The sequence below is a fragment of the Nostoc sp. genome (assembly GCF_036917535.1).
Taxonomy (GTDB): Bacteria; Cyanobacteriota; Cyanobacteriia; order Cyanobacteriales; family Nostocaceae; genus Nostoc.
The window spans coordinates 169,554-191,671 of sequence record NZ_JBALDA010000014.1; the positions used below are offsets into that span (position 1 = coordinate 169,554).

General features: G+C 43.0%; 17 protein-coding genes and 2 pseudogenes. 12 read left to right on the forward strand and 7 right to left on the reverse strand.

The features are described from left to right. The first annotated feature begins 318 nt into the window (after positions 1-318). The gene (gene hmpF / locus V7K56_RS04415) at positions 319-2,079 is read left to right on the forward strand and encodes a pilus motility taxis protein HmpF (RefSeq protein ID WP_334907965.1); all 1,761 of its coding nucleotides are present in this window, start codon (positions 319-321) and stop codon (positions 2,077-2,079) included. 164 nt (positions 2,080-2,243) lie between these two features. Here the strand turns inward: hmpF and V7K56_RS04420 are convergent, their stop codons facing one another. The 4 genes from V7K56_RS04420 to tilS all read right to left on the reverse strand — a co-directional run bounded on the left by V7K56_RS04420 (position 2,244) and on the right by tilS (position 4,347). Beyond that, positions 2,244-2,582 carry a DUF2887 domain-containing protein gene (locus tag V7K56_RS04420; RefSeq protein ID WP_442939911.1) on the reverse strand — a complete coding sequence of 113 codons (339 nt, stop codon included), beginning with the start codon at positions 2,580-2,582 and terminating at the stop codon, positions 2,244-2,246. 210 nt (positions 2,583-2,792) lie between these two features. Continuing rightward, entirely contained in the window at positions 2,793-3,038 is a 246-nt protein-coding gene (locus V7K56_RS04425; protein ID WP_334907967.1) for a hypothetical protein, read from the reverse strand. Further along, positions 3,022-3,300, reverse strand: coding sequence for a type II toxin-antitoxin system HigB family toxin (locus tag V7K56_RS04430; protein ID WP_334908051.1), 279 nt, complete (start codon positions 3,298-3,300; stop codon positions 3,022-3,024). Before V7K56_RS04430 ends, V7K56_RS04425 begins: the two co-directional genes overlap by 17 nt. 51 nt (positions 3,301-3,351) lie before the next feature. Continuing rightward, on the reverse strand, positions 3,352-4,347 hold the full coding sequence (gene tilS / locus V7K56_RS04435; protein ID WP_334907969.1) for a tRNA lysidine(34) synthetase TilS: 996 nt from the start codon (positions 4,345-4,347) through the stop codon (positions 3,352-3,354). Between the two features lie 208 nt (positions 4,348-4,555). Here tilS and nrdJ (V7K56_RS04440) point away from each other — a divergent pair. The 9 genes and pseudogenes from nrdJ (V7K56_RS04440) to V7K56_RS04480 all read left to right on the forward strand — a co-directional run. Continuing rightward, a pseudogene (gene nrdJ, locus V7K56_RS04440) lies at positions 4,556-5,782 on the forward strand (ribonucleoside-triphosphate reductase, adenosylcobalamin-dependent); the annotation flags it as partial. Positions 5,783-6,107: 325 nt separating this feature from the next. Further along, positions 6,108-7,181: pseudogene (gene nrdJ, locus V7K56_RS04445) on the forward strand (ribonucleoside-triphosphate reductase, adenosylcobalamin-dependent); the annotation flags it as partial. Positions 7,182-7,426: 245 nt separating this feature from the next. Next, positions 7,427-7,648 (forward strand): hypothetical protein, encoded by a 222-nt coding sequence (locus V7K56_RS04450; protein ID WP_334907971.1) that lies wholly within the window; start codon positions 7,427-7,429, stop codon positions 7,646-7,648. 332 nt (positions 7,649-7,980) lie between these two features. After that, positions 7,981-9,150 carry a pyridoxal phosphate-dependent aminotransferase gene (locus V7K56_RS04455; RefSeq protein ID WP_334907973.1) on the forward strand — a complete coding sequence of 390 codons (1,170 nt, stop codon included), beginning with the start codon at positions 7,981-7,983 and terminating at the stop codon, positions 9,148-9,150. Between the two features lie 78 nt (positions 9,151-9,228). Continuing rightward, positions 9,229-9,666, forward strand: coding sequence for a secondary thiamine-phosphate synthase enzyme YjbQ (locus V7K56_RS04460; RefSeq protein WP_334907975.1), 438 nt, complete (start codon positions 9,229-9,231; stop codon positions 9,664-9,666). Positions 9,667-9,850: 184 nt separating this feature from the next. Beyond that, a complete protein-coding gene (locus V7K56_RS04465) occupies positions 9,851-10,903 on the forward strand; it encodes an aromatic ring-hydroxylating dioxygenase subunit alpha (protein ID WP_334907977.1) in 1,053 nt (350 codons plus the stop codon). Between the two features lie 546 nt (positions 10,904-11,449). Beyond that, a complete protein-coding gene (locus tag V7K56_RS04470; RefSeq protein WP_334907979.1) occupies positions 11,450-12,160 on the forward strand; it encodes a 2Fe-2S iron-sulfur cluster-binding protein in 711 nt (236 codons plus the stop codon). Then, complete coding sequence (locus tag V7K56_RS04475) at positions 12,157-13,152, forward strand: FAD binding domain-containing protein (RefSeq protein ID WP_334907981.1); 996 nt, start codon at positions 12,157-12,159, stop codon at positions 13,150-13,152. The genes V7K56_RS04470 and V7K56_RS04475 overlap by 4 nt, the downstream gene beginning before the upstream one ends. Continuing rightward, positions 13,149-15,263 carry a xanthine dehydrogenase family protein molybdopterin-binding subunit gene (locus tag V7K56_RS04480; protein ID WP_334907983.1) on the forward strand — a complete coding sequence of 705 codons (2,115 nt, stop codon included), beginning with the start codon at positions 13,149-13,151 and terminating at the stop codon, positions 15,261-15,263. The genes V7K56_RS04475 and V7K56_RS04480 overlap by 4 nt, the downstream gene beginning before the upstream one ends. Positions 15,264-15,298: 35 nt before the next feature. Here the strand turns inward: V7K56_RS04480 and V7K56_RS04485 are convergent, their stop codons facing one another. Continuing rightward, the gene (locus V7K56_RS04485) at positions 15,299-15,976 is read right to left on the reverse strand and encodes an SDR family oxidoreductase (RefSeq protein ID WP_334907985.1); all 678 of its coding nucleotides are present in this window, start codon (positions 15,974-15,976) and stop codon (positions 15,299-15,301) included. Between the two features lie 11 nt (positions 15,977-15,987). Further along, complete coding sequence (locus V7K56_RS04490) at positions 15,988-16,920, reverse strand: alpha/beta hydrolase family protein (protein ID WP_334907987.1); 933 nt, start codon at positions 16,918-16,920, stop codon at positions 15,988-15,990. A 312-nt stretch (positions 16,921-17,232) separates the two neighbouring features. On the opposite strand from V7K56_RS04490, the gene V7K56_RS04495 reads away from it, so the two are divergent. Both V7K56_RS04495 and V7K56_RS04500 read left to right on the forward strand, forming a co-directional pair. After that, entirely contained in the window at positions 17,233-17,628 is a 396-nt protein-coding gene (locus V7K56_RS04495) for a hypothetical protein (protein WP_334907989.1), read from the forward strand. 566 nt (positions 17,629-18,194) lie between these two features. Further along, a complete protein-coding gene (locus tag V7K56_RS04500; RefSeq protein WP_334907991.1) occupies positions 18,195-19,964 on the forward strand; it encodes a WD40 repeat domain-containing protein in 1,770 nt (589 codons plus the stop codon). Positions 19,965-20,582: 618 nt separating this feature from the next. On the opposite strand, the gene V7K56_RS04505 is transcribed toward V7K56_RS04500, so the two are convergent. Then, positions 20,583-22,028, reverse strand: a complete 1,446-nt coding sequence (locus tag V7K56_RS04505; protein WP_334907993.1) for an alpha-L-fucosidase — start codon at positions 22,026-22,028, stop codon at positions 20,583-20,585. Positions 22,029-22,118 lie beyond the last annotated feature (90 nt).

The following is a 22,118-nucleotide window of genomic DNA, read 5'->3' on the forward strand; positions in this document are numbered from 1 at the left end:
ATTGATTATGGAGTATTGAAAAGATTTTTACTCTATTTTGATTGTGATTAAGGAATACATTAAGCTATAAACCTTTATCTTTCGTAATACACTTTGGACAAAGCTAGTGTTAACACGGAAGTCATCATCACTGTCATCAGTACAAAATATAAAGGCGCGACCAGATCGCTTCTATAAGTATCAAGACGTAACATTTTGCGTCTATAGTTTTGTCTGTCTTGTTTTTCTAAACCCTGGTTCAGTAAAACAAGTTAACAGAATTATTTAAGGTATATCTCATAACACGAACTTTAAGTGCATCAATAAAGGACTAACGGTGTGCTGTATTTAGCAGAAGTACAAAAACAGAAAGGTGGTTTACTTAGTGGCGGTGCGAAAACCGAACTGAAACTGCTAGCTTGTCAGCGAACTGACCAGAATTGGAGTACTGTGTCGGAAGAGGTGATTGCTGCTGAGGACGCAAGCAAATTAAATGATGGCGCTTTGGTATTGGTTGAACTGAATCCGAATCGTCAAGTGCAGCGAATTCAAGAAGCAGGGCGTCCACTCGTCAACATTTTGCAGAATTTTTCCCGCCAGTTGGAGAAATTTAAGCTTAAGGAAGATGAGATCGATCAGTGGAAACAATCACTAACATTTCAGGCGCAAGAGTTGAATCGCCGTGAAATGGACATGGAGGTGCGAGCAGAACAGTTGCAGCAATTGGAGGATGAGGTACAACATCTAGAGGAGCAAAAACAGGAAGTTGACACCTCCCGCCAGGAAATTGAACGATTACAAGGAGAAATTGAGCGCAATCGCCAAGAGTTGGAAGGCGCTTGGGAGCATTTACGGGGTGAGCAGCGTCGCCTAGAAGAACGCCAAGCGGATTTTCAACAAGGGACGGTTTTGGATGAGGAGCAAAGTCGAGTAATGAGTGAGTTATTCGATCGCTTGTCTAGTCGTGTTACTCCTACGGGAACAGTTAGAGAACATCTGCATCTAGCCTTTGAATTGGTCGAAAAACAGCAAGCGACTCTGACCCCGCACTGGCAAAAACTGGAGGAGCATAAAAGTGCGATCGCCCAACAGCAAGAAGAAGTTGAGCGCTTATCACAAACTTTTAGTGATCGCCAAAATGCATTGCAAGAAGCACAAAATTCTCTAGTTCAGCAAACAGCTCAATTACAAATAAATACAGCAGACCTTACCAGCAAGCAAGAGTATGCTCGGCTCGTCAAAGAGCAGTTACGAAATGCCGAAGAGTTATATCAACAGATGCACTCTTTAGCTGCAACATCTAATGATGTATTTCTCGGTAAGCAAGCTGATGTGGAGGCTTTGAATAAAATGCCTTTAGAAGAACTACAAAAGATAGTGCAAGACTTGCAGCATAAGTTAGAAATCGACGCTAGCTTTGTTCACGATCAAGAACAAGAACTGAAATATAAACAAGAAGCTATAGAAGAACTTCAAACTAAATTAAATCACGCATCTGACCATGACCACATTAATTTGGAACTAGAACTAACTGATGAAAAAGACCTTTATCAGATGCTAAATTCCAGTTTGGTGGGACAACGCCGCAATATGCTACAGCACCAGAAGTTTCTCAAGCAACATCAAACTGTACTGCTACGGCGGCAAGGACGTGCTGTTACTGAAGAAGAAAGTAACAACAAAATTAATTTAGAACCGATTCTGTTACAAATTGAAACCCAGCGACAACAATATTCACAGGAAATCCAAAAGCTGGAACGTGAAATTGAACAGATTCGTTCTGGTGTTGAGCTAAATCAAGGAATGATTAACAATCAAATTCACGATCTAGATGAAAAGCGCCAAGAACTGAAAGCGATTGAGGAAAATTTACTATTCCTAAGGAGAACAAGTGCTGAATCCTGTGGTCGAGTGAATCTTTATCAAGAAGCACTACAACCGATTCAGGATTCTCTAGATGGATTACGACAAAAGCTGCAAATAATTGGAGAATCTCTGGATCAATTCCAAGAAATTGGTGATTATCAAGTCCAAGCGATCGCTCAGTTGCGTCATACTCTCCAAAGTTTAATGCTTCAACCAGAATTGTTAGCGTCTTAACAAGTGCCCAATGCTGAAGGTAGTAACTGAGACCATTTTGGATTTTGGATTGAGAATTGCCTTCTGCATCTGGGTTGCATGAATCCATCTGTCGCAATCATTTTTCAAATTGGTATAAGACCTGTAGATAAGCTGGTAAACAGCGATCTCGCGTGCGCTTACTTCTACGTGTTCTCTTGTGCAGCAAGCCGGACGGCTTCTATATCAACATTGAGTTGTTGAGCAATGAGTTCTACACTCATCCCTGTTTTTAGTAACAGGGGGACAGTAACTTTCAACATTTCAGCTTCCCGTTCTTCTCGACCCTCAGCTTTCGCTTCCTGATAAACTCTTGTTTGCTCTAAAGTCAATCCCAGCATAGCTTTCACTTCCTCTCTACTCAACGAAGAAAACTTGTAAACAGCAATTGTGGTAATAATATCTATGATTTCATTTTTCGGCAGTGTGTCCGTTGACTTGCGCGATCGCACCACCAGAAAATTAATCAGTTTGCGATCAGGTATTAGCCCTAACTTATTTTTTTCGGGCTAAAACCCAACTACGAACTATGAGCTTAGTTATTCCATAAACAAACTAGATTCTAAATGAAAAAACTCTCCCAGCTTACGCGCTTGTTCTGTAGTTATTTTTTCTTGTCCATTTAAAATATTATCAACTAAATCTTCTGCCCCTAAAACTGATACTAAATCATCTCTACTTTTCTTAAATTCTTCTCAAATAAATAGCAACATCGATAAAGAACTATTTTGCTGGTTTGGCTGATAATATTCTTGCTCAAATTTTTCAATTAAAGTAATTAATAACTGATAAAGTTCGTCTTCTTCTGGGGTGCGTTTACGGTGCATTAAATCTTCCACTATCTCTAAAGCTTGCTCATTTTCAGCTTCACTTCTTATAAGTTTGGGAAGATAAGCTGTTAATAATTCCTTGTATTTATCTGGATTAAAAGTAAGGGTCATTTTTCCAGTTCTCCTTATCATATTCCGCATGGTTGAGGATATATTTAATATAAATTAACTGCCCTTCATAATCTATACTAACAATCAAGCGATATTTATTTCCTTTAATATTGAAAACTGTAAAATTACCAACAGCTTCAGCTTTAGGAAAAACCTGCTGTACTTCAACTAAATTTGACCATTTCGCTTTAGTGGCAACCTTATACCAATTGCTTAATGCTTCTTGACAATCTGAATGGTTTTCTACATATTCTCTTAAGATTCAAAAACTAATAATGTGCATCGTCCCCGATCACAAAAAGCCTTTAAATAACTATTTCAAACAAATCCAGTCGCCTTCTACTTGAGCGATCGCACCACCAGGAAATGGATCGGTTTGCGATCGGTTGGGCGCTATAATTAAAGCCGTTAATTTTTCGATGTGTTCAAAACTGGGCGCATCAGTCAGTATTTGCTGCAATACCTGACGCATCACGCGACGCTGCAACGCCAATGGTGCTTTCTGCAATACCCGACGATTTAACCTCAAAGGAAGAAAAGGAGTAAGAAAATCTTCTTCATGTCCGATGTCCCATGCCTCATCCCGCAACTCCTGGGCAGCATTTTCCAAATATTCCACTTCGGCTTGTAAAAGTTCTGCTGTTTGGGCTAAGGCTGATTCTACTTGGGGGTTGAAATTATCTTGCAAATATGGTATCAAATTTTGGCGAATGCGGTTGCGGGCGTATTGCAAATTTTGATTGGTGGAATCTTCCCAAATTGGTAATTTAAATTCTTGACAAAATCGCTCTGTTTGTATTCGAGTAATTTCTAAAAGTGGACGCACTAGCATAATGCCTGTACTTAGAGGGCGTTGCCAAGTTAGGGCTTGTAAACCATCAGCACCAGTACCGCGAATTAAATTATAGAGGAGAGTTTCGGCGCGATCGCTGGCGGTGTGTCCTGTAACTATATATTGATAATTATTTACCTGAGCGATCGCACTTAAAGCTTGATAGCGCCAATCGCGTGCAGCAGCTTCACTGTTTATCGCTTTATTCGCTGTTTCTAAATAAAAAGATATACCCCAAGTTTTAGCTAAGTTTTCGACGTGGTTAGCATTAGCTTCGGAGTCAGAACGCCAGCGATGATCGCAGTGAGCGATACCCAAATACCATCCCCATTTGGATTGTAAATCTAAAAGTAATTTTATTAAACATAAAGAATCTTGTCCGCCGGAGACAGCCACTAATAGCCGCTGGTTACGCTCAAATAAGTGGCGCGATCTAATTGTGCGATGTATTTTTGCATGTAAGGGAGTCCATACCATACAGAAATAATTTACTTATAGCTGAATATGTGCTAATTAAAACTAAATATAATGTTTCCCACTCAGGGGTGAGGGACATTATACATCATAAATTTCTGTTGTAATTAGTCCAGGTAGAGCTAGCGTAAAGTGGACAATTTGACAATCTTTAATACTAAAACTACTTGGCGTATAGTCATAATCTGTCCGCACGCAAGACACTTGATATATGGTTCAGAATCTCGAAAGAATACGACAGAGTGCAAGGTTTCCAGAAACGGCACCGGCTGCTAATCCCGTATTTTTTAGAACTTATAGCCGCCGTACAAAGGCGGGACTAAGGGAAACATGGGATGAAGTATGCGATCGCACTCTACTTGGCTTAGTCGAGTTGGGAAAGCTAACTCCAGAAGAAACTGTCATATTGGATAAGATGCAGCGCAACTTGAAAGCTATGCCCAGTGGGCGCTGGCTATGGGTTGGTGGTACAGACTGGATAAACAAGCCAAAGAACTTTTCCGGGGCTTATAATTGTACCTCTACCAATCTCGAAGACTGGCGTACCTTCGGCTTAATGATGGATCTGGCAATGATGGGCTGTGGTACTGGAGCCGTCTTAGAACCACAATTTATTAATCAGTTGCCTCCAATTCGCAATCAACTGAATGTCACTGTCCAAGGCGAAATTGGCAGCACTCCTGTCCAACAGCGGCGTGAATATACTGAAACCCATATAGAAGGCAATAAAGTCATTATTCACGTTGGAGATAGTCGTGAAGGTTGGGTTGAATCGTATCAAGCCCTATTAGAGCTCTCTACTGATGAACAATTTTCAGCAGAAGTTGAAGTATTAGTTGATATCAGCGATGTTCGCAAATCAGGAGAAACTCTCAACGGCTTTGGAGGAGTTGCTAATCCTGTAAAATTACCCGGACTTTATCAGTGTTGTGCATCTATTTTGAATAAAGCTGTAGGACGACAATTAAATTCAGTTGAATGCTGTCTATTAATCGATCAAGCTGCTGTCACAATTGTTGCAGGCAATATTAGAAGAAGTGCGGGGATGCGTCAGTTTGATTCTGGCGATCGCCTAGCAGCCACCGCCAAAGATAATTTATGGCAGCAAGATGAAAATGGCAACTGGCGAATTGATCCAGAGCGTGATGCTCTAAGAATGGCCAATCATACCAGAGTTTTTCACCGCAAGCCAACCTTAGAAGAATGTGTTGGTGCTGTTCGCAAACAATATTACAGCGGAGAGGGAGCGATTCAATGGGCTGGTGAAGCCGTAGCGCGATCAAACATTGATCTGCTGCCAACACATGCTCTGAAAGTTAATTTTTTGCAAGCTTATGAACAAGGAACAGCAAAAGAGTGGTTAAAACAACGTTATCCAAATCTTAATGCTAATGAGCTAGAACATCGTTTAGCTCGCTACGGTTTAAATCCGTGTGGTAATTGATTTTGCCTCACGTTAAAAACCTCGCAAAAACGGGGAAAGCTGAGATGCTAATCCCGTGGTAATCAAAGGAAGTAAAAAGCCTTTGACACCGTACAGCGTAGAGAGTGAAACTAGATTAAATCGAAAATTAGTGTCTAGAATATAATCTCTCCAAGAGTGCGGGGGCAGATGTAACAAGTCAAAAGTCAAAAGCCAATTTGAACTTTGACCTTTGACTTCCCTAAAGGGGGTGTCACATCTGCAAAATGTACGCGGAGCTACTGCAAATAATCAAGCAGTAGAACTAGGGGATAAAAAGCCTCTAGGGTAACAAACAAAGGAAATCATCGGTAGTAACTTCCACTGCAATTTGTCTGAGGTTCACCTCAATCAAATCGACCCACATAATTACAAAGAACAAGAGGAGGCTTTCACTGCTGGGGCACTATCTGTAGCAGCACTTTTAAATCATAAATTCTTGGAACCACGCTATCAATACAGCCGTGAATTAGACCCAATTGTGGGAGTTTCTTTTACAGGTTTATTTGATTTCTTTGTCCATGCTTTTGGTGTTGATTGGCTGCGCTGGTGGGAAGCAGGAAGACCTGCAACTCCACAAGGATTAGCTTTCAAGCGTGAGGAAGAGAAATACCTCAGTTCTTGGAGAGATATTGTACATCGGGTGATTTGGGATTATTGCGATCGCCACAATCTCAAGCGCCCAAATCGTTGCACCACAGTCCAACCTAGTGGCACTAAAGCTTTATTAACTAATGCTAGTTCAGGGTGGCATCCTCCCAAAGCCCAAAGATTCATTCGCCGGATCACCTTCGGCAAAAATGACCCAGTAGCCTTAGCTTGTATTGACTATGGTTACAACGTCATTCCCTCTCAATCAGACAAAGATGAACAGGGCAATTTGCTTAACGATCCCTTTGATCAAAGGGTGAGTGAATGGCTAGTGGAAATCCCTGTTTCTGTGACTTGGGCTGATTTACCAGGGGCTGATGAAATTGATGTTTCTAAATTTTCAGTCTTAGCCCAATTTGATTTTGTCCTCCAGGTTCAACGTTGGTATGTGACTCACAACACATCAGCCACTTTGGAACTTCGCTCTGATGAAATCGAGCCTTTGGGTCAGCGCATTTACGAAACCATCCAGAATGATGAAGGATATATTTCAGCAGCTCTTTTAGCACGTTTTGACGATTTGCAATCATTCCCACGTTTGCCATTTGAGCCAATCAATAAATCAACTTACGATCGCTTAACTCAAGAGGTGAAAGCGCGGCGCAAAACAGATGATTTTTGTGCAGTACTAAGCCGCTACGATCTAGGCGAAATGACAGAGGCTGGCCCTAGTGGTTGTGATTCTGATAAGTGTATGTTTCCCGATCAGCAACCAAGCTCGTAACGCGAAATGACGGGGGATTGGGGGTGAGAGAGCAGGGGAGCAGGGGAGACAAGGGGGACAAGGGGGAATTATTAAATAAATCTCTTCCTTGTCTCCCCCCTCTTCCTTGTCTACCTTGTCTAGCTTGTCTCTTCTCCATACCCTATGCCCAATGCCCAATGCTCCATGCCCCATGCCCAATCCTTTAACACGTTACGATCAATTAAGAAGTAATAATTTTTTACGGCAGTGCCAGGAGTCTTTTTATGTTCATTGATGAATTGTCACCTATATTCAGAGAATTTACTCGCCATCCAGTCTCATTTGTAGGTGGGTTTTTCTCTGGTGTGCTTCGACTCAATCTTGCAGACGATCCAGTTAAAAGCTGGCTAGATAAACAGATACGCTCAAATAGTTACACCAGCAGCACCACAACGGATGCATATAACGGCAAAGCCACTGGCCCTCAGCAGATTTCGATTGACTAAAAATTCCAATCTTACATAGTTCAATTTACTACAAAATAAGGAGTCAGTGTTGCTGATGGCAGTACTGACTTCCTATTTTGTACAGTAATTATTTTTACTTCGGGAATTGAGATGGTAACAAGTAAACATATCATTAATTTGGAATGGGTAGTTTATTTTCAACGTGCTGTATTATACCAGTTTAAAAAAGAATGCGACAGATACATACGGACATACCTTTGTTCTGTCTGGCTTTCTTAATTTTGAATTTTGAATTTTGAATTTTGAATTGGTATTAGTTGGTTGTTCACCTAATTAAGAGATACTAAAGGCAGGTACATAGGCAAGAAAATATGGAATCCCTAACCTCTCGTATGCAGGCGGTACAATCGCCAATTATTCCTGTGGTTGGGGAACTGATTAAAAACTCTCCTGGAACTATCTCTCTAGGACAAGGTGTTGTTTCTTACAATCCACCACATGAAGCTATAGAATTTTTAGCCAAATTCTTAGCCGAACCCGCAAATAATTTATACAAATCAGTTGAGGGAATTCCCCCATTGCTGACAGCACTTGCAGGAAAATTGCAAGCCTTCAACGGCATTGAAATCAACGAGGAAAACTGTATCGTCGTCACAGCAGGGAGCAATATGGGATTTATGAATGCCATTCTTGCTATCACTAACCCAGGCGACGAAATTATTCTGAATACGCCCTACTATTTCAATCAGGAAATGGCGATCGCAATGGCTGGTTGTCGTCCGGTATTAGTGGCGACAGATGAAAATTACCAACTACGGCCAGATGCGATCGCTCAAGCAATTACTCCTAAAACACGGGCTGTGGTGACAATTTCACCAAATAATCCGACTGGAGTTGTCTATTCTAAAGCCGCATTGCGCCAAGTAAATCAAATTTGTGGTGATCGCAGTATTTATCATATCAGCGATGAAGCTTATGAATACTTTACTTATAACGGGATAAAACACATTTCACCTGGTGCATTTGCTAATAATAGCGAGTACACCATTTCTCTCTATAGCCTTTCCAAAGCATACGGTTTTGCCAGTTGGCGCATTGGCTACATGGTGATTCCCAAACACTTGCTTGTCGCTGTTAAAAAAGTCCAGGATACAATTTTGATTTGTCCGCCAGTCATTTCTCAATATGCAGCTTTAGGAGCATTGCAGGCAAAAGATGAGTATTTGAAGAGTAATATAGGAGCTATTGCTCAAGTACGCCAACTAGTATTAGATTCCCTTAACCGTCTACAAAGCTTATGTAGCATTATTCCTGCCAATGGCGCTTTCTATTTTTTCCTCAAAGTTCATACTCAGATAGATGCTTTTGAGTTAGTCAAAAGACTGATTCAGGAACATAAAGTAGCAGTTATTCCAGGTACAACCTTTGGCATGGATGACGGATGCTACCTACGCGTTGCTTATGGGGCGCTGCAAAAAGAGACAGTAAAAGAAGGTATAGAGAGATTAGTGCAAGGTTTAGAAACTATAGTTAAGAGTTAAGAGTCATCTGATTCCTGCCTCCTGCCTCCTGCCTCCTTCACGTACCTCGTCTGTAATCCAAAATATAAAATTCAACAGATGTCAATTATTAATAAGTTAATTGAAATTGAAACTGAGCCAAAAATTAATATTCATAATATTACCCCACAAATTCAAGATTTTATTGCCTCAACATCAATTAAAAATGGACAAGCTTTAGTATTTTCTCGACATACGACAACAGCATTAGCTATCAACGAAAATGAAGTCAGATTATTAGAAGATATAAAAGTGTTCTTGCAAAAACTAGCACCTGAGTCAGACAGTTATTTGCATAATGATTTACATTTAAGAGATGTCGCGGAAGATGAGCCGATTAATGCTCATTCTCATTTGATGGCAATGATGCTGACTACGAGTGAGATAATTCCGATTGTGGATGGTAAATTAGCTTTGGGAACCTGGCAATCTGTATTGTTTTTTGAGTTAGATGGCCCGCGAAAAAGAACGGTATTTGTACAAATTTCTGGCGAATAATGCAACTTCACACCCGCAGTTCTCCCAGAACAACCTAAATCTGAGAAAATTACGAACACGATCAATAAATGTATCAGTTTAATTTATCTATAGTAATTTAAAACCTGAAAGAATGTTTTCTTACATAACCTTCCTTTCCACAAACCAGGACTTTCGTTGTGTCAAAGGCAGATACTATTAAGTTATGAAAAATAACGATAATTTTGTACTACGTAATGCTTGGTACTATGCTTTGCCCAGCAATCAAATCAAGCCAGGTATGATGATCAGCCGCATTTTCTTAGGAGAACCGGTGCTGTTAGTTCGTAGCCAGGATGGCAAAGTGTCTGCAATGACGGACATTTGTCCTCATCGTGGTGTGCCTTTGAGTTGTGGGAGATTCAATGGGCAGGAAGTTGAATGCTGTTATCACGGTTGGCGTTTTAACTCTGCTGGGCGCTGTACTGCGATACCTTCTCTTGTAGAGGAGCAGCAAATGGATTTGAGTCGCTTTGATGTGCAGTCATATAGTGTTCGCGAAGCCCAAGGAAATATCTGGATATATATGCCCGATCGCGATAACCCTCAACCTGCTTCTGAGATGGAAATTCCGATAATTCCAGGGTTTGATGAGCGATCGCACCAGTTTGTAGAGGTGGTAAAATTCCCTTGTTTTATAGATCATGCGGTAGTCGGTCTGATGGACCCTGCTCATTCACCTTATGTTCATCGCGCTTGGTGGTGGCGAAATGAGCAATTGCATGAGGAAGTAAAGCAATTCGATGCTTCGCCCTACGGCTTTACGATCCCACGACACCGAGTACCAGCGAATGGGGGTCGATTATACTGGCTGATTGGCGGTGGTGTCCCGGAAACGGAGATTTCTTTTCGTTTACCTGGAGTCAGAATTGAAGAAACCACTATTAATAATAATCGAGTCGTTAATTTAACGGCAGTTACACCGATTTCAGACACAGAAACAGAGGTAACTTTTGCTCTTTACTGGACACTCCCTTGGCTGGGATTTTTTAAGCCACTGATGCATGTGCTGGCGCGGACTTTCATTGGTCAAGACCGAACGGTAGTGGAAAAGCAACAGATTGGTTTGAAATATAATCCTGTGCTCCGGCTGATTAAGGACTCAGATATGCAGGCGCTGTGGTATTACCAGTTAAAGCGGGAGTATGCTCGGTCTGTGGCTGAAAGACGAGAATTTGTCAATCCTGTCAAAAGTCAAATACTCCGGTGGCGTGCTTAAAATTGAGATTTATGGCGTTGCTCCCTTTGCGGGATGATTTAGTAACTAAGGCTCATCTCTCCCCCTGCCTCAATACCGTTCAGTTAAGCCTTTTTTTCTCCCCTGCTCCCCCTGCCTTAACAGATAAATTTCCTTAACTGAACTGTATTACCCCCTGCCTCAAGAGCTTGCCCAAATTCATCCCACTGTTCTGCAACGCCAGATTTACTTCTTTTGCCACGTCGTAAACATCACCTAAAAACTAAAACTGAGAACTTAGCCTCAAATAGACATTTGAACCCAGTACAAAATATTTCGTTTTGTTAAGAAATACTGAGTGAACGATCGCTCTAGTGAATAGAGGTGGGACAAACAGCAATATTATGCCAAATCCACGGCTGACAAGATGATCCAGCTATTTGGGAGAGCGTACTTTGTCTGATTTTTTCGTTATTTACCCAGACTCTTACCTGCACTCAACCTTAAATTATGTACACAATACTAAATAGCTATGCATATCCCTAAGTTCTCAGAATTACCGCATTATTCAATTTAGAAGTATGAATTATGGAAGACAAAACAAGGGCAGAAATAACATCCCAACCCGGTTTTTTGGGACAAGTACTGACTGCTGGAACAGCTATAGCCACTTCCTCATCACTCAATCAGGCAACGATAGCAAAGGACGCTAGCCAAAGTAACCCAGGTGAGATAAACGTGAAACTTACTGTTAACGGTGAGCAGCAAACCCTCGACCTTGAGCCGCGTGTCACACTCTTGGATGCCCTGCGCGATCGCCTGGGGCTAGTGGGCAGCAAAAAGGGATGCGATCACGGACAGTGTGGGGCTTGTACTGTTCTGATCGATGGTGAGCGAGTTTATTCCTGCTTGGCTCTAGCAGTAATGCAGGAAGACAAGGCGATCGTCACTATTGAAGGGCTGGCCAAGGGTGATACTCTCCATCCAGTGCAAGCAGCATTTATTGACAACGATGGCTTCCAGTGCGGCTATTGTACCCCAGGGCAGATTTGTGCTTCTGTTGCCTTACTTGATGAAGTCAAACGCGGCTGTGCCAGCGTTGTCACGCCAGATTTAACTCTTCCCCCGCAGTTAGCTGAACTCTCTGAAGCTGAAATCAAGGAGCGACTGAGTGGTAATCTCTGTCGATGTAGCGCTTACAACGGCATTGTGGCAGCAGTCCAGCAGGTAACGGGACAAAAACCACCTTCTTCAGCCGCAGATATGATGGTCAATGAACCCCAGGAGATGCTCAGATGAACAACTTCACTTACACCCGTGCTACCTCTGTGAAAGATGCGGTTCAACGGGCAACGAATGACCAAAATGCGATATTGATTGCGGGCGGTACGAATTTGGTTGACCGTCTGAAAGTTTTCCTAGATGAGCCATCCCAACTTATCGACATCTCTCGATTAGAGATGAAGCGCATTGAACGGACAAGTGAGGGTGGTCTGAGCCTTGGAGCGCTGGTAACTAACACAGCAGTGGCAGACCATGCTGATGTTCGCCGCGATTATCCAATCCTGTCCCGAGCGATTCTTTCTGGTGCGTCTCAGCAAATCCGCAATATGGCAACCGTAGGGGGCAACCTACTGCAACGCACTCGCTGTCCCTACTACTACGATACAGCCTTCCCTTGCAACAAACGGCAACCGGGAAGCGGCTGTCCGGCAGCAACAGGCATCAATCGGATGCACGCCATCCTTGGAGCCAGTGACCAATGCGTGGCAGTTCAACCCTCGGATATGTGTGTCCCTCTTGCGGCTCTAGATGCTGTTGTTGTTGTGGAAGGCCCCAAGGGTAAGCGGCAAATACCATTGACAGACTTTCACCGACTACCAGGGGACACTCCCCAGCGAGATACAAACTTAGAGCCAGGTGAGTTGATTAGCTCTGTGATTCTGCCCCCAGTGCCGTTTGCCAAATCAGGGGTTTACTTAAAGTTACGCGATCGCACTTCCTATGCCTTTGCATTAGTCTCTGTGGCAGCTGCGGTTGATTTAGCGGGTGGGCAGATTCAGAATGTGCGCTTGGCAATGGGTGGCGTAGCCCATAAACCTTGGCGCTCAAAGGAAGCAGAAAAGTTTTTGCTTGGCAAGAGTGCCAATACTGCAACGTTTCAACAGGCGGCAGAAATTGCACTTCAAGAAGCTAAACCATTAACTCATAACAGTTTCAAAGTTGACTTGGCAAAGCGGGCAATTCGTCGCGCACTCGCGGTATCAGCCAAAGGAGGAGGCGTAGTATGAACAAAGTAATTGGGACTGCCGTCAACCGCAAGGATGGACGGGCAAAGGTTATGGGCACGGCAACCTACGCCGCAGAACATGAAATTCCAGGTCTGGTTCACGGTTATCTTGTTACCGCCAGCATTGCCAATGGGCAAATTAAAAGCATCGACATTAGTGCGGCAGAAAAGGCAGTGGGTGTGATAGATGTTTTCACACATAAAAACTCGCCGAAAGTGTTTATGCCAGCCAACGACTTTATGACCTCGAAAATCTACGAGGCCCGTCTGCCGTTGTCAGATGACAAAATTTACTATGCAGGACAAATTATCGGCTTGGTAGTAGCAGACACCTTCGAGCGAGCGCGTGATGCGGCGCATTTGGTGAAGGTAGAATACACAAGCCAAAAGCCAGTCGTGGAAGCTGCAAAAGCCACCTTCAAGGAGGCTCCACCGCAGATGGGTCAAGAGCTAAAGTTTGAAAAGGGGAATTTTGCGGCAGGGGTGGCGAGTGCAACAACGAAACTTACAGCCACCTACAAGACTTCCACCGAAATGCACGCGCCGATGGAACCCCATGCGATCATTGCCCACTGGCAAGATGCAAACTCACTCACTGTTTACGAACCGTCCCAGTGGGTGTCGGCAATCCAGCGCACCTATGCACAACTCTTTGGACTCGCAACTGAACAGGTTCGTGTCGTCACACCTTTTTTGGGTGGAGCTTTCGGCTCTAAAGCCTTTCCCTGGCCCCACGGTATTCTCTGTGCTGCGGCTGCCCGTGAACTTCAGCGTCCTCTCAGAGTCGTCCTCAGCCGACGGCAAATGACAGCGAACGCCGGACACCGCTCCGAAACCGAGCAAACTATTCGTCTGGGAGCAACTGCTGATGGTAGTTTAACTGCGATCGCCCATGAGGTTAAATCCTGTACTTCACCAGTGGATGTCTTTGCAGAACCCTGTACCTCGGTCGCGCCAGTTATGTACACAGCGCCGAATTTGCAACTGAAGCAGGAACTAGCGGTGCTGAACATCGGTACACCAACATTCATGCGCGCCCCAGGAGAGAATCCTGGGATGTGGGCATTAGAGTCAGCGATGGACGAACTGGCCTGGATGCTAAAGATTGACCCGGTGGAACTGCGCCTAAAAAACGCAGCTAAAGAACACCAGCGCCAAGGTCAGCCATTCTCAGCCAAACATTTTGCTGACTGTTTGCTCTTGGGTGCGGAGCAATTTGGCTGGAAAGACAGACCAAAACAGCCGCGTTCTTTGACACGCGATGGTAAACTCGTTGGTTGGGGGATGGCGGCAGCAACCTACCCTGGCAGGCGGGGGAAAGCATCAGTCAAGGTACGGCTGCTACCAGATGGTACTGCCTATCTTCTCACCTCTGGGAATGACATGGGCACTGGCGCATATACCGTTGTTGCAGCCACAGCAGCAGACGCATTGGGGCTACCCATCGAACAGATACATGTAGAGTTGGGCGACTCCTTGCTACCAGATGGAGGCATGGCGGGTGGTTCCATGATGACAGCATCTCTCGTCCCGGCAGTCATGTCAGCTTGTCAGCAAGTTCTGAAAACTGCTAATGCTAAGACTGCACAGGAGGCGTTTGCAACTCTGAGTCAGTCCGGTCAGGCAGCAATTGAGGCTACAGCATCCTCTGCTCCTGGCGATGAAACCAAGGAATGGGCGTTCCAATCTTGGGGCGCACATTTTTGCGAAGTCAGCGTGGATGAAGAAATCGGACGTTTGCAGGTGACGCGCTGGGTGTCAGTGATGGATATCGGGCGAGTGATCAACTCGAAGACAGCAGCCAGTCAAGTACGTGGTGGCGTGATCATGGGTATTGGGCAAGCCTTAATGGAGGAGTGCCAAGTTGATCCAAACATTGGCTACCCCGTAGTTTATGACCTTGCTACCTATCACTTCCCAGCCCATGCAGATATTCCTCGCATTCAGGTGGCCTTCGTCGGCGAACCTGACCTCAACTTCAACCCAGCAGGTGTACGAGGTGTAGGCGAAATTGGGATCACAGGTGTTTCAGCTGCGATCGCCAATGCAGTTTACCATGCCACAGGTAAGCGCATCCGTGATTTACCCATTACACCTGACAAGTTGATCTAAAAGGCATTGGGCATTGAGAAGAAGCTATAGGGGCATTAATCCAAACTAAATTCTGCAAATTCTCTTTGCCCAAACAGCATATTTCGATCTACCGCTGACAAAATTTTATTATTGGCATGTTGGCTATTTAAACTGCGAACAACTAACTGGGCGACATCTGCACGATTGATGCTACCAATAATCTGCGGATCTTCGGTTAAAACGCCATTACCCGTTGCTAGTTCTGACTTGAGTCCACCAGGACGGATGATTGTATAAGTGAGTCCACTGGCAATTAAGTGTTGTTCAGCTTTGTCTTTCTCAGCTAAAACTTTTCCTAGTACCTCTAAAACTTGGGGTGAGGCAGCAACAACACTATTGCCAGCACCAATGGAAGATACAAGAATAAACTTTTGCACTCCAGCTTTAACTGCTGCGTCGATCAGATTTCTATTACCAGGGTAATCCGGCCTTTCTACATCTGATGGTAAACCGCCAATTGTACTGATAACGGCGTGAATAGGTGCATCTGTTACCATTGCGCGTTCTATATCGCCAAGATTCAAGGCATCTCCCTGAACTACTTCAATACCCATTGCTTCTAGTTCACTAGCAACTGCTGCCGTTCTCAGGAGTGCTTTGACTTTTAGCTGTTGCGCTGTGAGATATTGAGCAATTTCTCGACCAACACCGCGACTTGCTCCAACTAGAAAAATATAAGATGCACTTGTCATAACAAACTTAACTATTTACGCTCAAAGGATTTTATCAGAGGATTGGCAGTATTTAATAATTGCTCAAGCGACTGCGATGCTTCTGGTTGATGGCGAACATGAGTGTCAATAAACAGACCAATAATTTCACTCATCACCAAACGCAAGTTTTCTTGGGATTGAGTAGCTTCTAAGTCGAGAGAGGGTCTAACTGTAGTGGAGTCTGGCTCATCAACTATCGAATAGTGATTTGCTCCTTCTAAAATTACCAGATAGGTGTCATTTCGTCCCCCAGTAATTGCTTCTTGGAATGTACGGATGACTGGGGTGTTAGCATCCTCAGTTCCTCCCATCAGTAGAAGTGGTAGGGAATCTGGTAAAGGTAAGATGGTTCCTGGTTCATACCCGATGATTGTAAATCCTGTGCTACTTGCGCCATAAGCAAAAGATGCAGCAACTTCAGGGAAAAACTGAGGGTCAGCATTTTCCATAGATACCATACCACCTGCAGAGTGTCCACCGAGAATGATCCGTTGTAAATCCAGCATTCCTGCTAAAATTCCCTGATTTTGTAACTGTTCGAGTTTAGCTAAAAGTGCTGGCAAAGCCGAAGCTGTGGGAGCAGTACGATAAATTGTGGGTTTCATCTTTTCCAAATCAATCCCAGGTGTGAGGCTAATTACGCCTAGTAGGCTTTCGGTAATCCAATTAAACAGAACCACTACCAATCCACGTTCAGCGAGTTTAACCGCCAGCCATTGGTATTGTTGAGCATCACAGTTAAAGCCGTTGAATAAAATCACTACTGGAAAAGGTGCGTTTTCTGGATTAGCTGGCTCAATTTTGGTACTTTTTTCTAGTTGATCCGGTATCTGTGCTGGATAGAGAATTTTCAGGTGAATGGTATCGTAAGGTGACTGGACACCCTCAACTTTAGCAGCTTCAAAAAAAGCACGAACTGTCATCTGTACCTTCCTGACTATGACTTTAAGAAAATCTTCCTCTCAGTCTACAACTGTTCCTTGCAAGCAAAATCTAATGATCTAAAATAACAAAGTAACTAAATAGAAAGTAGAAGGCAGCAGTAAATATGGATTAATCGCGTCTGTATAGGAGTCAGGAAAATCATTTCGCTGATGGAGATTTTATGTTGAATTATGCTTACCTACTGGTAATTAAAAAATATTAGTACAAAAATTATACTTAACCCAATTGTAGGAAGTATTTTAGTAAACGATTGTGCCAATCTAGCAAATAACTTTTCTTTGGATTTATTTATGGCTAAAAAATCTCAAACAAATCTAGAACAATATCAAGATGTTAGATTATCTGCCACCACAAGAATTTGGGTAATTACAGTAGCTATTCTCGGAGTTTGCGTCCCCCTGTCAGCCGTTACTAGAAGTGGTGCTATTCTTCCTTTAGTTGCTATTGGTGGCGCAGCTGTTGGTACAGTTGCTGTTTGGCGTTCTGATGAGCAAAAATCCAAAACTAACTATTTGCACCAGCAGCAAATAGAACTGCTAGAGCAGAGATTAGCGAATTTAGAAACAATTGTTAGCAGTGATGACTTGAACTTGCAAATGAAAATTAAACAGATCGAAGCAAGGGATACTTTTGGTGACTCCTCTAATGTAAATACAACACCCAGACAACCAAAACGCAAAGGTTAAAATTATCCAATCTACACCATTTATGTCGATTTCAGATGATATTTCCGATAATTATCGTTACTAGATTATTTTTATCAAAAAAGATAGGTTTAAAACCGGACTTCGTCCCGCTACGCTAACGCCCGCAAGTGGCGCGAAAGAATTCTTGTCTTACAAGGCTCTTAGATACCCCATTCCTTGTGGGTGGCTGTATTTAATGCGTGAATTTTGAATTTTGAATTTTGAATTGATTCATGTAGCTATTTGCTGACTTAACGTTACTATAATCTTTTAAATCCCTCTCAAATTCAACTTTCCTTTGCAACAAGAACTGTTTCTAGGGAAACAGTATCTCGTTCTCTATCTCCGTTAGAATTGACTGATATCATCTAATTCTATATACTGCAACTGCATCAGTTCATGAAATGTCTAAGTGCTATCCATCTGTCTGTTTCCCGGAAACATTTGTCAATGGCTGTGTTTTATTAGACTGTTAATATTACTGAATTTTTAATTAACTAAGGTTATAAACTTGAGTAATTACATTTGTATAGCTTACCTTAGGTATGCAATAGTTTGCCGCAGGAATGCAGATGGATTGGATTAGCTTACTCAAAGCTCAACAAACTGACTTCCTTCAACGTGTGAAAAAACCTAAAACTTATGACTTATCTTTGCTGGAAAGTCAAGTTAAAGGTTGTCACACTGAAGTTATGGCCTTTTGGGGCGAGCCATTGGCTAGACTCCAAGAACTTTCTCGCCAACAGGCAGAAGTTCTCGCTAAAAATCCGCCGCCGACACCGCCGGAATATCCTGAGCCTCCTGATTGGACGATACCTTTTCCTAAATACTTCCAACAACAAGCTCAAGATTATCTTTTACGGGAGCATATTGTTGACAGAATAATAACTGAACGCTTGGGCAAATTAGTAAAAAAGGTGTCACAAGATACCTTGCAAAATATAGTTTTAGATGATGAGGGAAATTTATGTGGCGAAAGTAAATTTCCTTATATACTCAAGGATCGTCCTCAGCTAAGTGTGCTAATTTACGCTGCTGATAGAGAAAGTTTTAATGGTATTAAGAAAGACAAAATTAGATGGTCGGTTACTCAAGAAGATTTAAAAAATCACCAAGTATTAGTTTTTCTGTGTTTATTTTATCCGTCTACTGGTAATTTGGGTTACGAGAAACAAAGCATAATAACAGGATTTTTACCTACAGATCAACTTGAATTTACTGAACCAAAACTGTATGTCACTCCAAGTAATTTGTTGTATGCAGGGGGGTTGAGTTGGTATTTAGAATCACTTATGGGCAAAAAAGACACGTCGCCAGTAATTAACTCAAGAGCGATCGCACATACAATACAGACTCTACCATCAGAACATTGTCTCAAGGGTATAATCGGTGACTGGGAATGCTGGCAGACTTTGCAAGGACACACCAGAGGCATTAATTGCCTAGCTTTCAGTTCTGGGTGCAACAATAGCAAAGCCTTACCCATATTGGCTAGCGGTAGTCGGGGAGAGACGAAACTCTGGGATTTAAGCAAGGGTGAATTAATAGAGACATTATCAGAGTATCCTTGGGTAATATCTGGGCTGGTGGATGAAGTGAATTCCCTAGCTTTTAGTTCAGATGGACAGACTTTAGTGAGTTGCGGTGCAGATTCGACAATTAAGCTTTGGCACGTAGGCGCTTTGGACTTGATAGATATTTTGCACAAACACAATGGAGTCGTGCGGTGTGCTGCCTTTACTCCAGATGGCAGAATGTTAGCGACAGGCGGAGATGACAGAAAAATTCTCTTTTGGGATTTGATGCAACGTCAGGTAGCGATCGCCCTTTCTTTAGATGATACAGCTGCTCATTCCCTAGTTTTGAGTCGAGATGGCGAAACTCTAGTTACAGGTAGCTATCGCAAAATTAAAGTTTGGCGCACCTCACCGCAAACGGGAATTAAAAGTTTAAAAGATGCACAACCACTGCATACCCTCATGGGTCATTCTCACATCGTTTGTTCTTTAGGAATCAGTGCAAATGGTAAAATCCTCGTGAGTGGTAGCTGGGATCAAACGATTAAAGTTTGGCAATTGGAGACTGGAAAATTACTTCATACCCTTAAAGGGCATCGAGATAGAGTATATGCGATCGCTTTAAGTCCCGATGGTCAAATTATTGCTAGCGGTAGTGCTGATAAAACTATCAAATTGTGGCATTTACAAACCGGGGAATTGCTAGGTACGTTTACAGGTCATGGCAATATAGTCACAGCATTAGCTTTCACAGCTTCCGGCGAGATGTTGGTGAGTGGTAGTTTGGATAAGACAATTAAAATTTGGCAACGCAGTTAGTAGAGACGCGATTAATCGCGTCTGTTCATCTATTTTTAACTCCGTTAACGAGTATTTGAACTGGATTCATCCACCTTTTATCTCCGTTAACGAGTGTTTGAGGTGGATGAATCCACCTTTGAACTCCGTTGACGAGTATTTGAGGTGGATGAATCCACCTTTTATCTCCGTTGACGAGTGTTTGAGGTGGATGAATCCACCTTTGAACTCCGTTGACAAGTATTTGAGGTGGATGAATCCACCTTTTATCTCCGTTGACGAGTATTTGATACTCGTTGACAACAAAATTTAAAAACTCTCTGCGCCAACAGAGGTTAATAACAGGGTGTTCACCATTCGGCTTTAGTCCCTTTTTGCAATCGTATGATCTATGGCAGTGTCTTCATCGGTGCGATCATAGCCTTTACCTTTGGTTACAGTTTGATGAGCTTTTTCTCTTGAGTGCTAACTGGTGAATTAGCGTTACAAATTAGAATCAAGGGTAAATGTTTCGCGATCGCAATCTTGTTACAGCAGTTTTCATGTATTTGAACCACACCTGTCGTAGGGGCGCAAGGCCTTGCGCCCCTACCGCGTGGTCTATTTACCTGAAAATAGCTGTAAGTTACTATCAGAGCTTCAGGAAAGAGGTATCTGGCTGATTTTCAACGTGTAGGCTGGTGATTTTTTCCCTACACACATATCCGGTAACGTGACAAATAAATTCTGTCCGTACTGTTGCCACTCAAGTTTACCTTTTGCCCCTAGCATTGCAATCTTTGCATTTTTCGGCAGAATTAGCCCTGGGATTGTCAGCGTCTGACTCATAGGAGTATCAAGCAAGACAGCATACAAATTACCTTTATTTGTGGTGTAGCGTACTCGGATGCCTTGAGTAGATACATCTTCTGAGCGTATCCAATAACGCGAACCAAAGATGGCTTCACCATTTACATCTAGCCATTTGCCTAAGCCGAGCAACCGTTCAATTTGCAGTTTGGAAATTGAACCATCGGCATTTGGGCCAATATTGAGTAATAAGTTGCCGTTTTTACTAACAATATCAACGAATGAGTCAACCAGTTCATCTACTGAAATCATGTTCAAGTCGGTATCATTTTGGTTGTAACCAAACGAGTAACCTAAACCCCTTGTGCTTTCCCATTTCTTTGGTTCGATTTGTTTGAGTTGATTGTATTCAGGTGTGGAGAAGTCGAAGTGTAAACCGAATTGCCCATTTAAATCAAAGCGGTCATTAACGACACCGTTAGGTACGTGATTGTAAAAGTAAGCCATAATCTCGTTCGCCTGACCAACAGGGTAGCCAAGGTCATTCCATAAGATAGACGGCTGATAGCGGTCAATGAGTTCGCGCCAGTGAGCATTAGCATATTCAGCGTAAGCTTTATCTTGGATAATGGCTGCGAGCAAGGTGTTAAAGTCTGTTACCGTTGTATCTTGCTGTGACCAATCAATACCGCCAGAGTAATACAGACCCATACGTATACCTTGCTTACGAACGGCTTGTGTCAGTTCGCCTACAAGATCCCGCGCCGCCACTCGTCCTGACTGGTTTGTGGTTTTGCTAGGCCATAACAGAAAGCCATCATGGTGTTTGGTCGTCAGCACAACGTACCGCGCACCTACTTGAGAAAACAGTTTTGCCCATTCCGATGGATTCCACTTTGTGATGGCTGCGTTGAAGGTGGGGATGAAGTCGTCATAGGTGAAATTTTCACCGTAGGTCGCATGGTGATAGTTATAAGTGTCGCTGCCCTTAAGTTTCATGGAATTGTAGTACCATTCAGCATAAGGGTTGTGCTGAAACCAATATTCCCAGCCGCGTTCTGCAACTACCTTGTTCAGTTCACCAGTCAGTGGTGCCCAACCAGGTACGGAGTACACGCCCCAGTGAATGAAAATGCCGAGTTTAGCATCTTTGAACCACTCTGGAACTTCATGCTTTGATAGCGACTCAGTTGTTGGTTCATATATCTGTCGTGCAAAGGCAGTAGAGGCTGTCAGATTCAAAAAGCTACTTAGAATTGCTGTAATAATTACTATGGGTAGTAGATGCCTAAACATCACAATGCTCTTGACTGGAGGATATATAATTTTATAACTGTATCTCGTCAGTGGGGAATGGGGAGTAGAAAAGTAATTAGTAATATAATT

What these genes read in the sequence shown, in the direction of transcription:
- V7K56_RS04495 (WP_334907989.1), top strand. Translation starts at nt 17,233, where the DNA reads ATGGCTAAAAAATCTCAAACAAATCTAGAACAATATCAAGATGTTAGA.
- V7K56_RS04485 (WP_334907985.1), bottom strand. Translation starts at nt 15,976, where the DNA reads ATGACAAGTGCATCTTATATTTTTCTAGTTGGAGCAAGTCGCGGTGTT.
- V7K56_RS04425 (WP_334907967.1), bottom strand. Translation starts at nt 3,038, where the DNA reads ATGACCCTTACTTTTAATCCAGATAAATACAAGGAATTATTAACAGCT.
- V7K56_RS04465 (WP_334907977.1), top strand. Translation starts at nt 9,851, where the DNA reads ATGAAAAATAACGATAATTTTGTACTACGTAATGCTTGGTACTATGCT.
- V7K56_RS04475 (WP_334907981.1), top strand. Translation starts at nt 12,157, where the DNA reads ATGAACAACTTCACTTACACCCGTGCTACCTCTGTGAAAGATGCGGTT.
- V7K56_RS04500 (WP_334907991.1), top strand. Translation starts at nt 18,195, where the DNA reads ATGCAGATGGATTGGATTAGCTTACTCAAAGCTCAACAAACTGACTTC.
- V7K56_RS04505 (WP_334907993.1), bottom strand. Translation starts at nt 22,028, where the DNA reads ATGTTTAGGCATCTACTACCCATAGTAATTATTACAGCAATTCTAAGT.
- V7K56_RS04480 (WP_334907983.1), top strand. Translation starts at nt 13,149, where the DNA reads ATGAACAAAGTAATTGGGACTGCCGTCAACCGCAAGGATGGACGGGCA.
- tilS (WP_334907969.1), bottom strand. Translation starts at nt 4,347, where the DNA reads ATGGTATGGACTCCCTTACATGCAAAAATACATCGCACAATTAGATCG.
- V7K56_RS04450 (WP_334907971.1), top strand. Translation starts at nt 7,427, where the DNA reads ATGTTCATTGATGAATTGTCACCTATATTCAGAGAATTTACTCGCCAT.
- V7K56_RS04470 (WP_334907979.1), top strand. Translation starts at nt 11,450, where the DNA reads ATGGAAGACAAAACAAGGGCAGAAATAACATCCCAACCCGGTTTTTTG.
- V7K56_RS04455 (WP_334907973.1), top strand. Translation starts at nt 7,981, where the DNA reads ATGGAATCCCTAACCTCTCGTATGCAGGCGGTACAATCGCCAATTATT.
- V7K56_RS04490 (WP_334907987.1), bottom strand. Translation starts at nt 16,920, where the DNA reads ATGACAGTTCGTGCTTTTTTTGAAGCTGCTAAAGTTGAGGGTGTCCAG.
- V7K56_RS04460 (WP_334907975.1), top strand. Translation starts at nt 9,229, where the DNA reads ATGTCAATTATTAATAAGTTAATTGAAATTGAAACTGAGCCAAAAATT.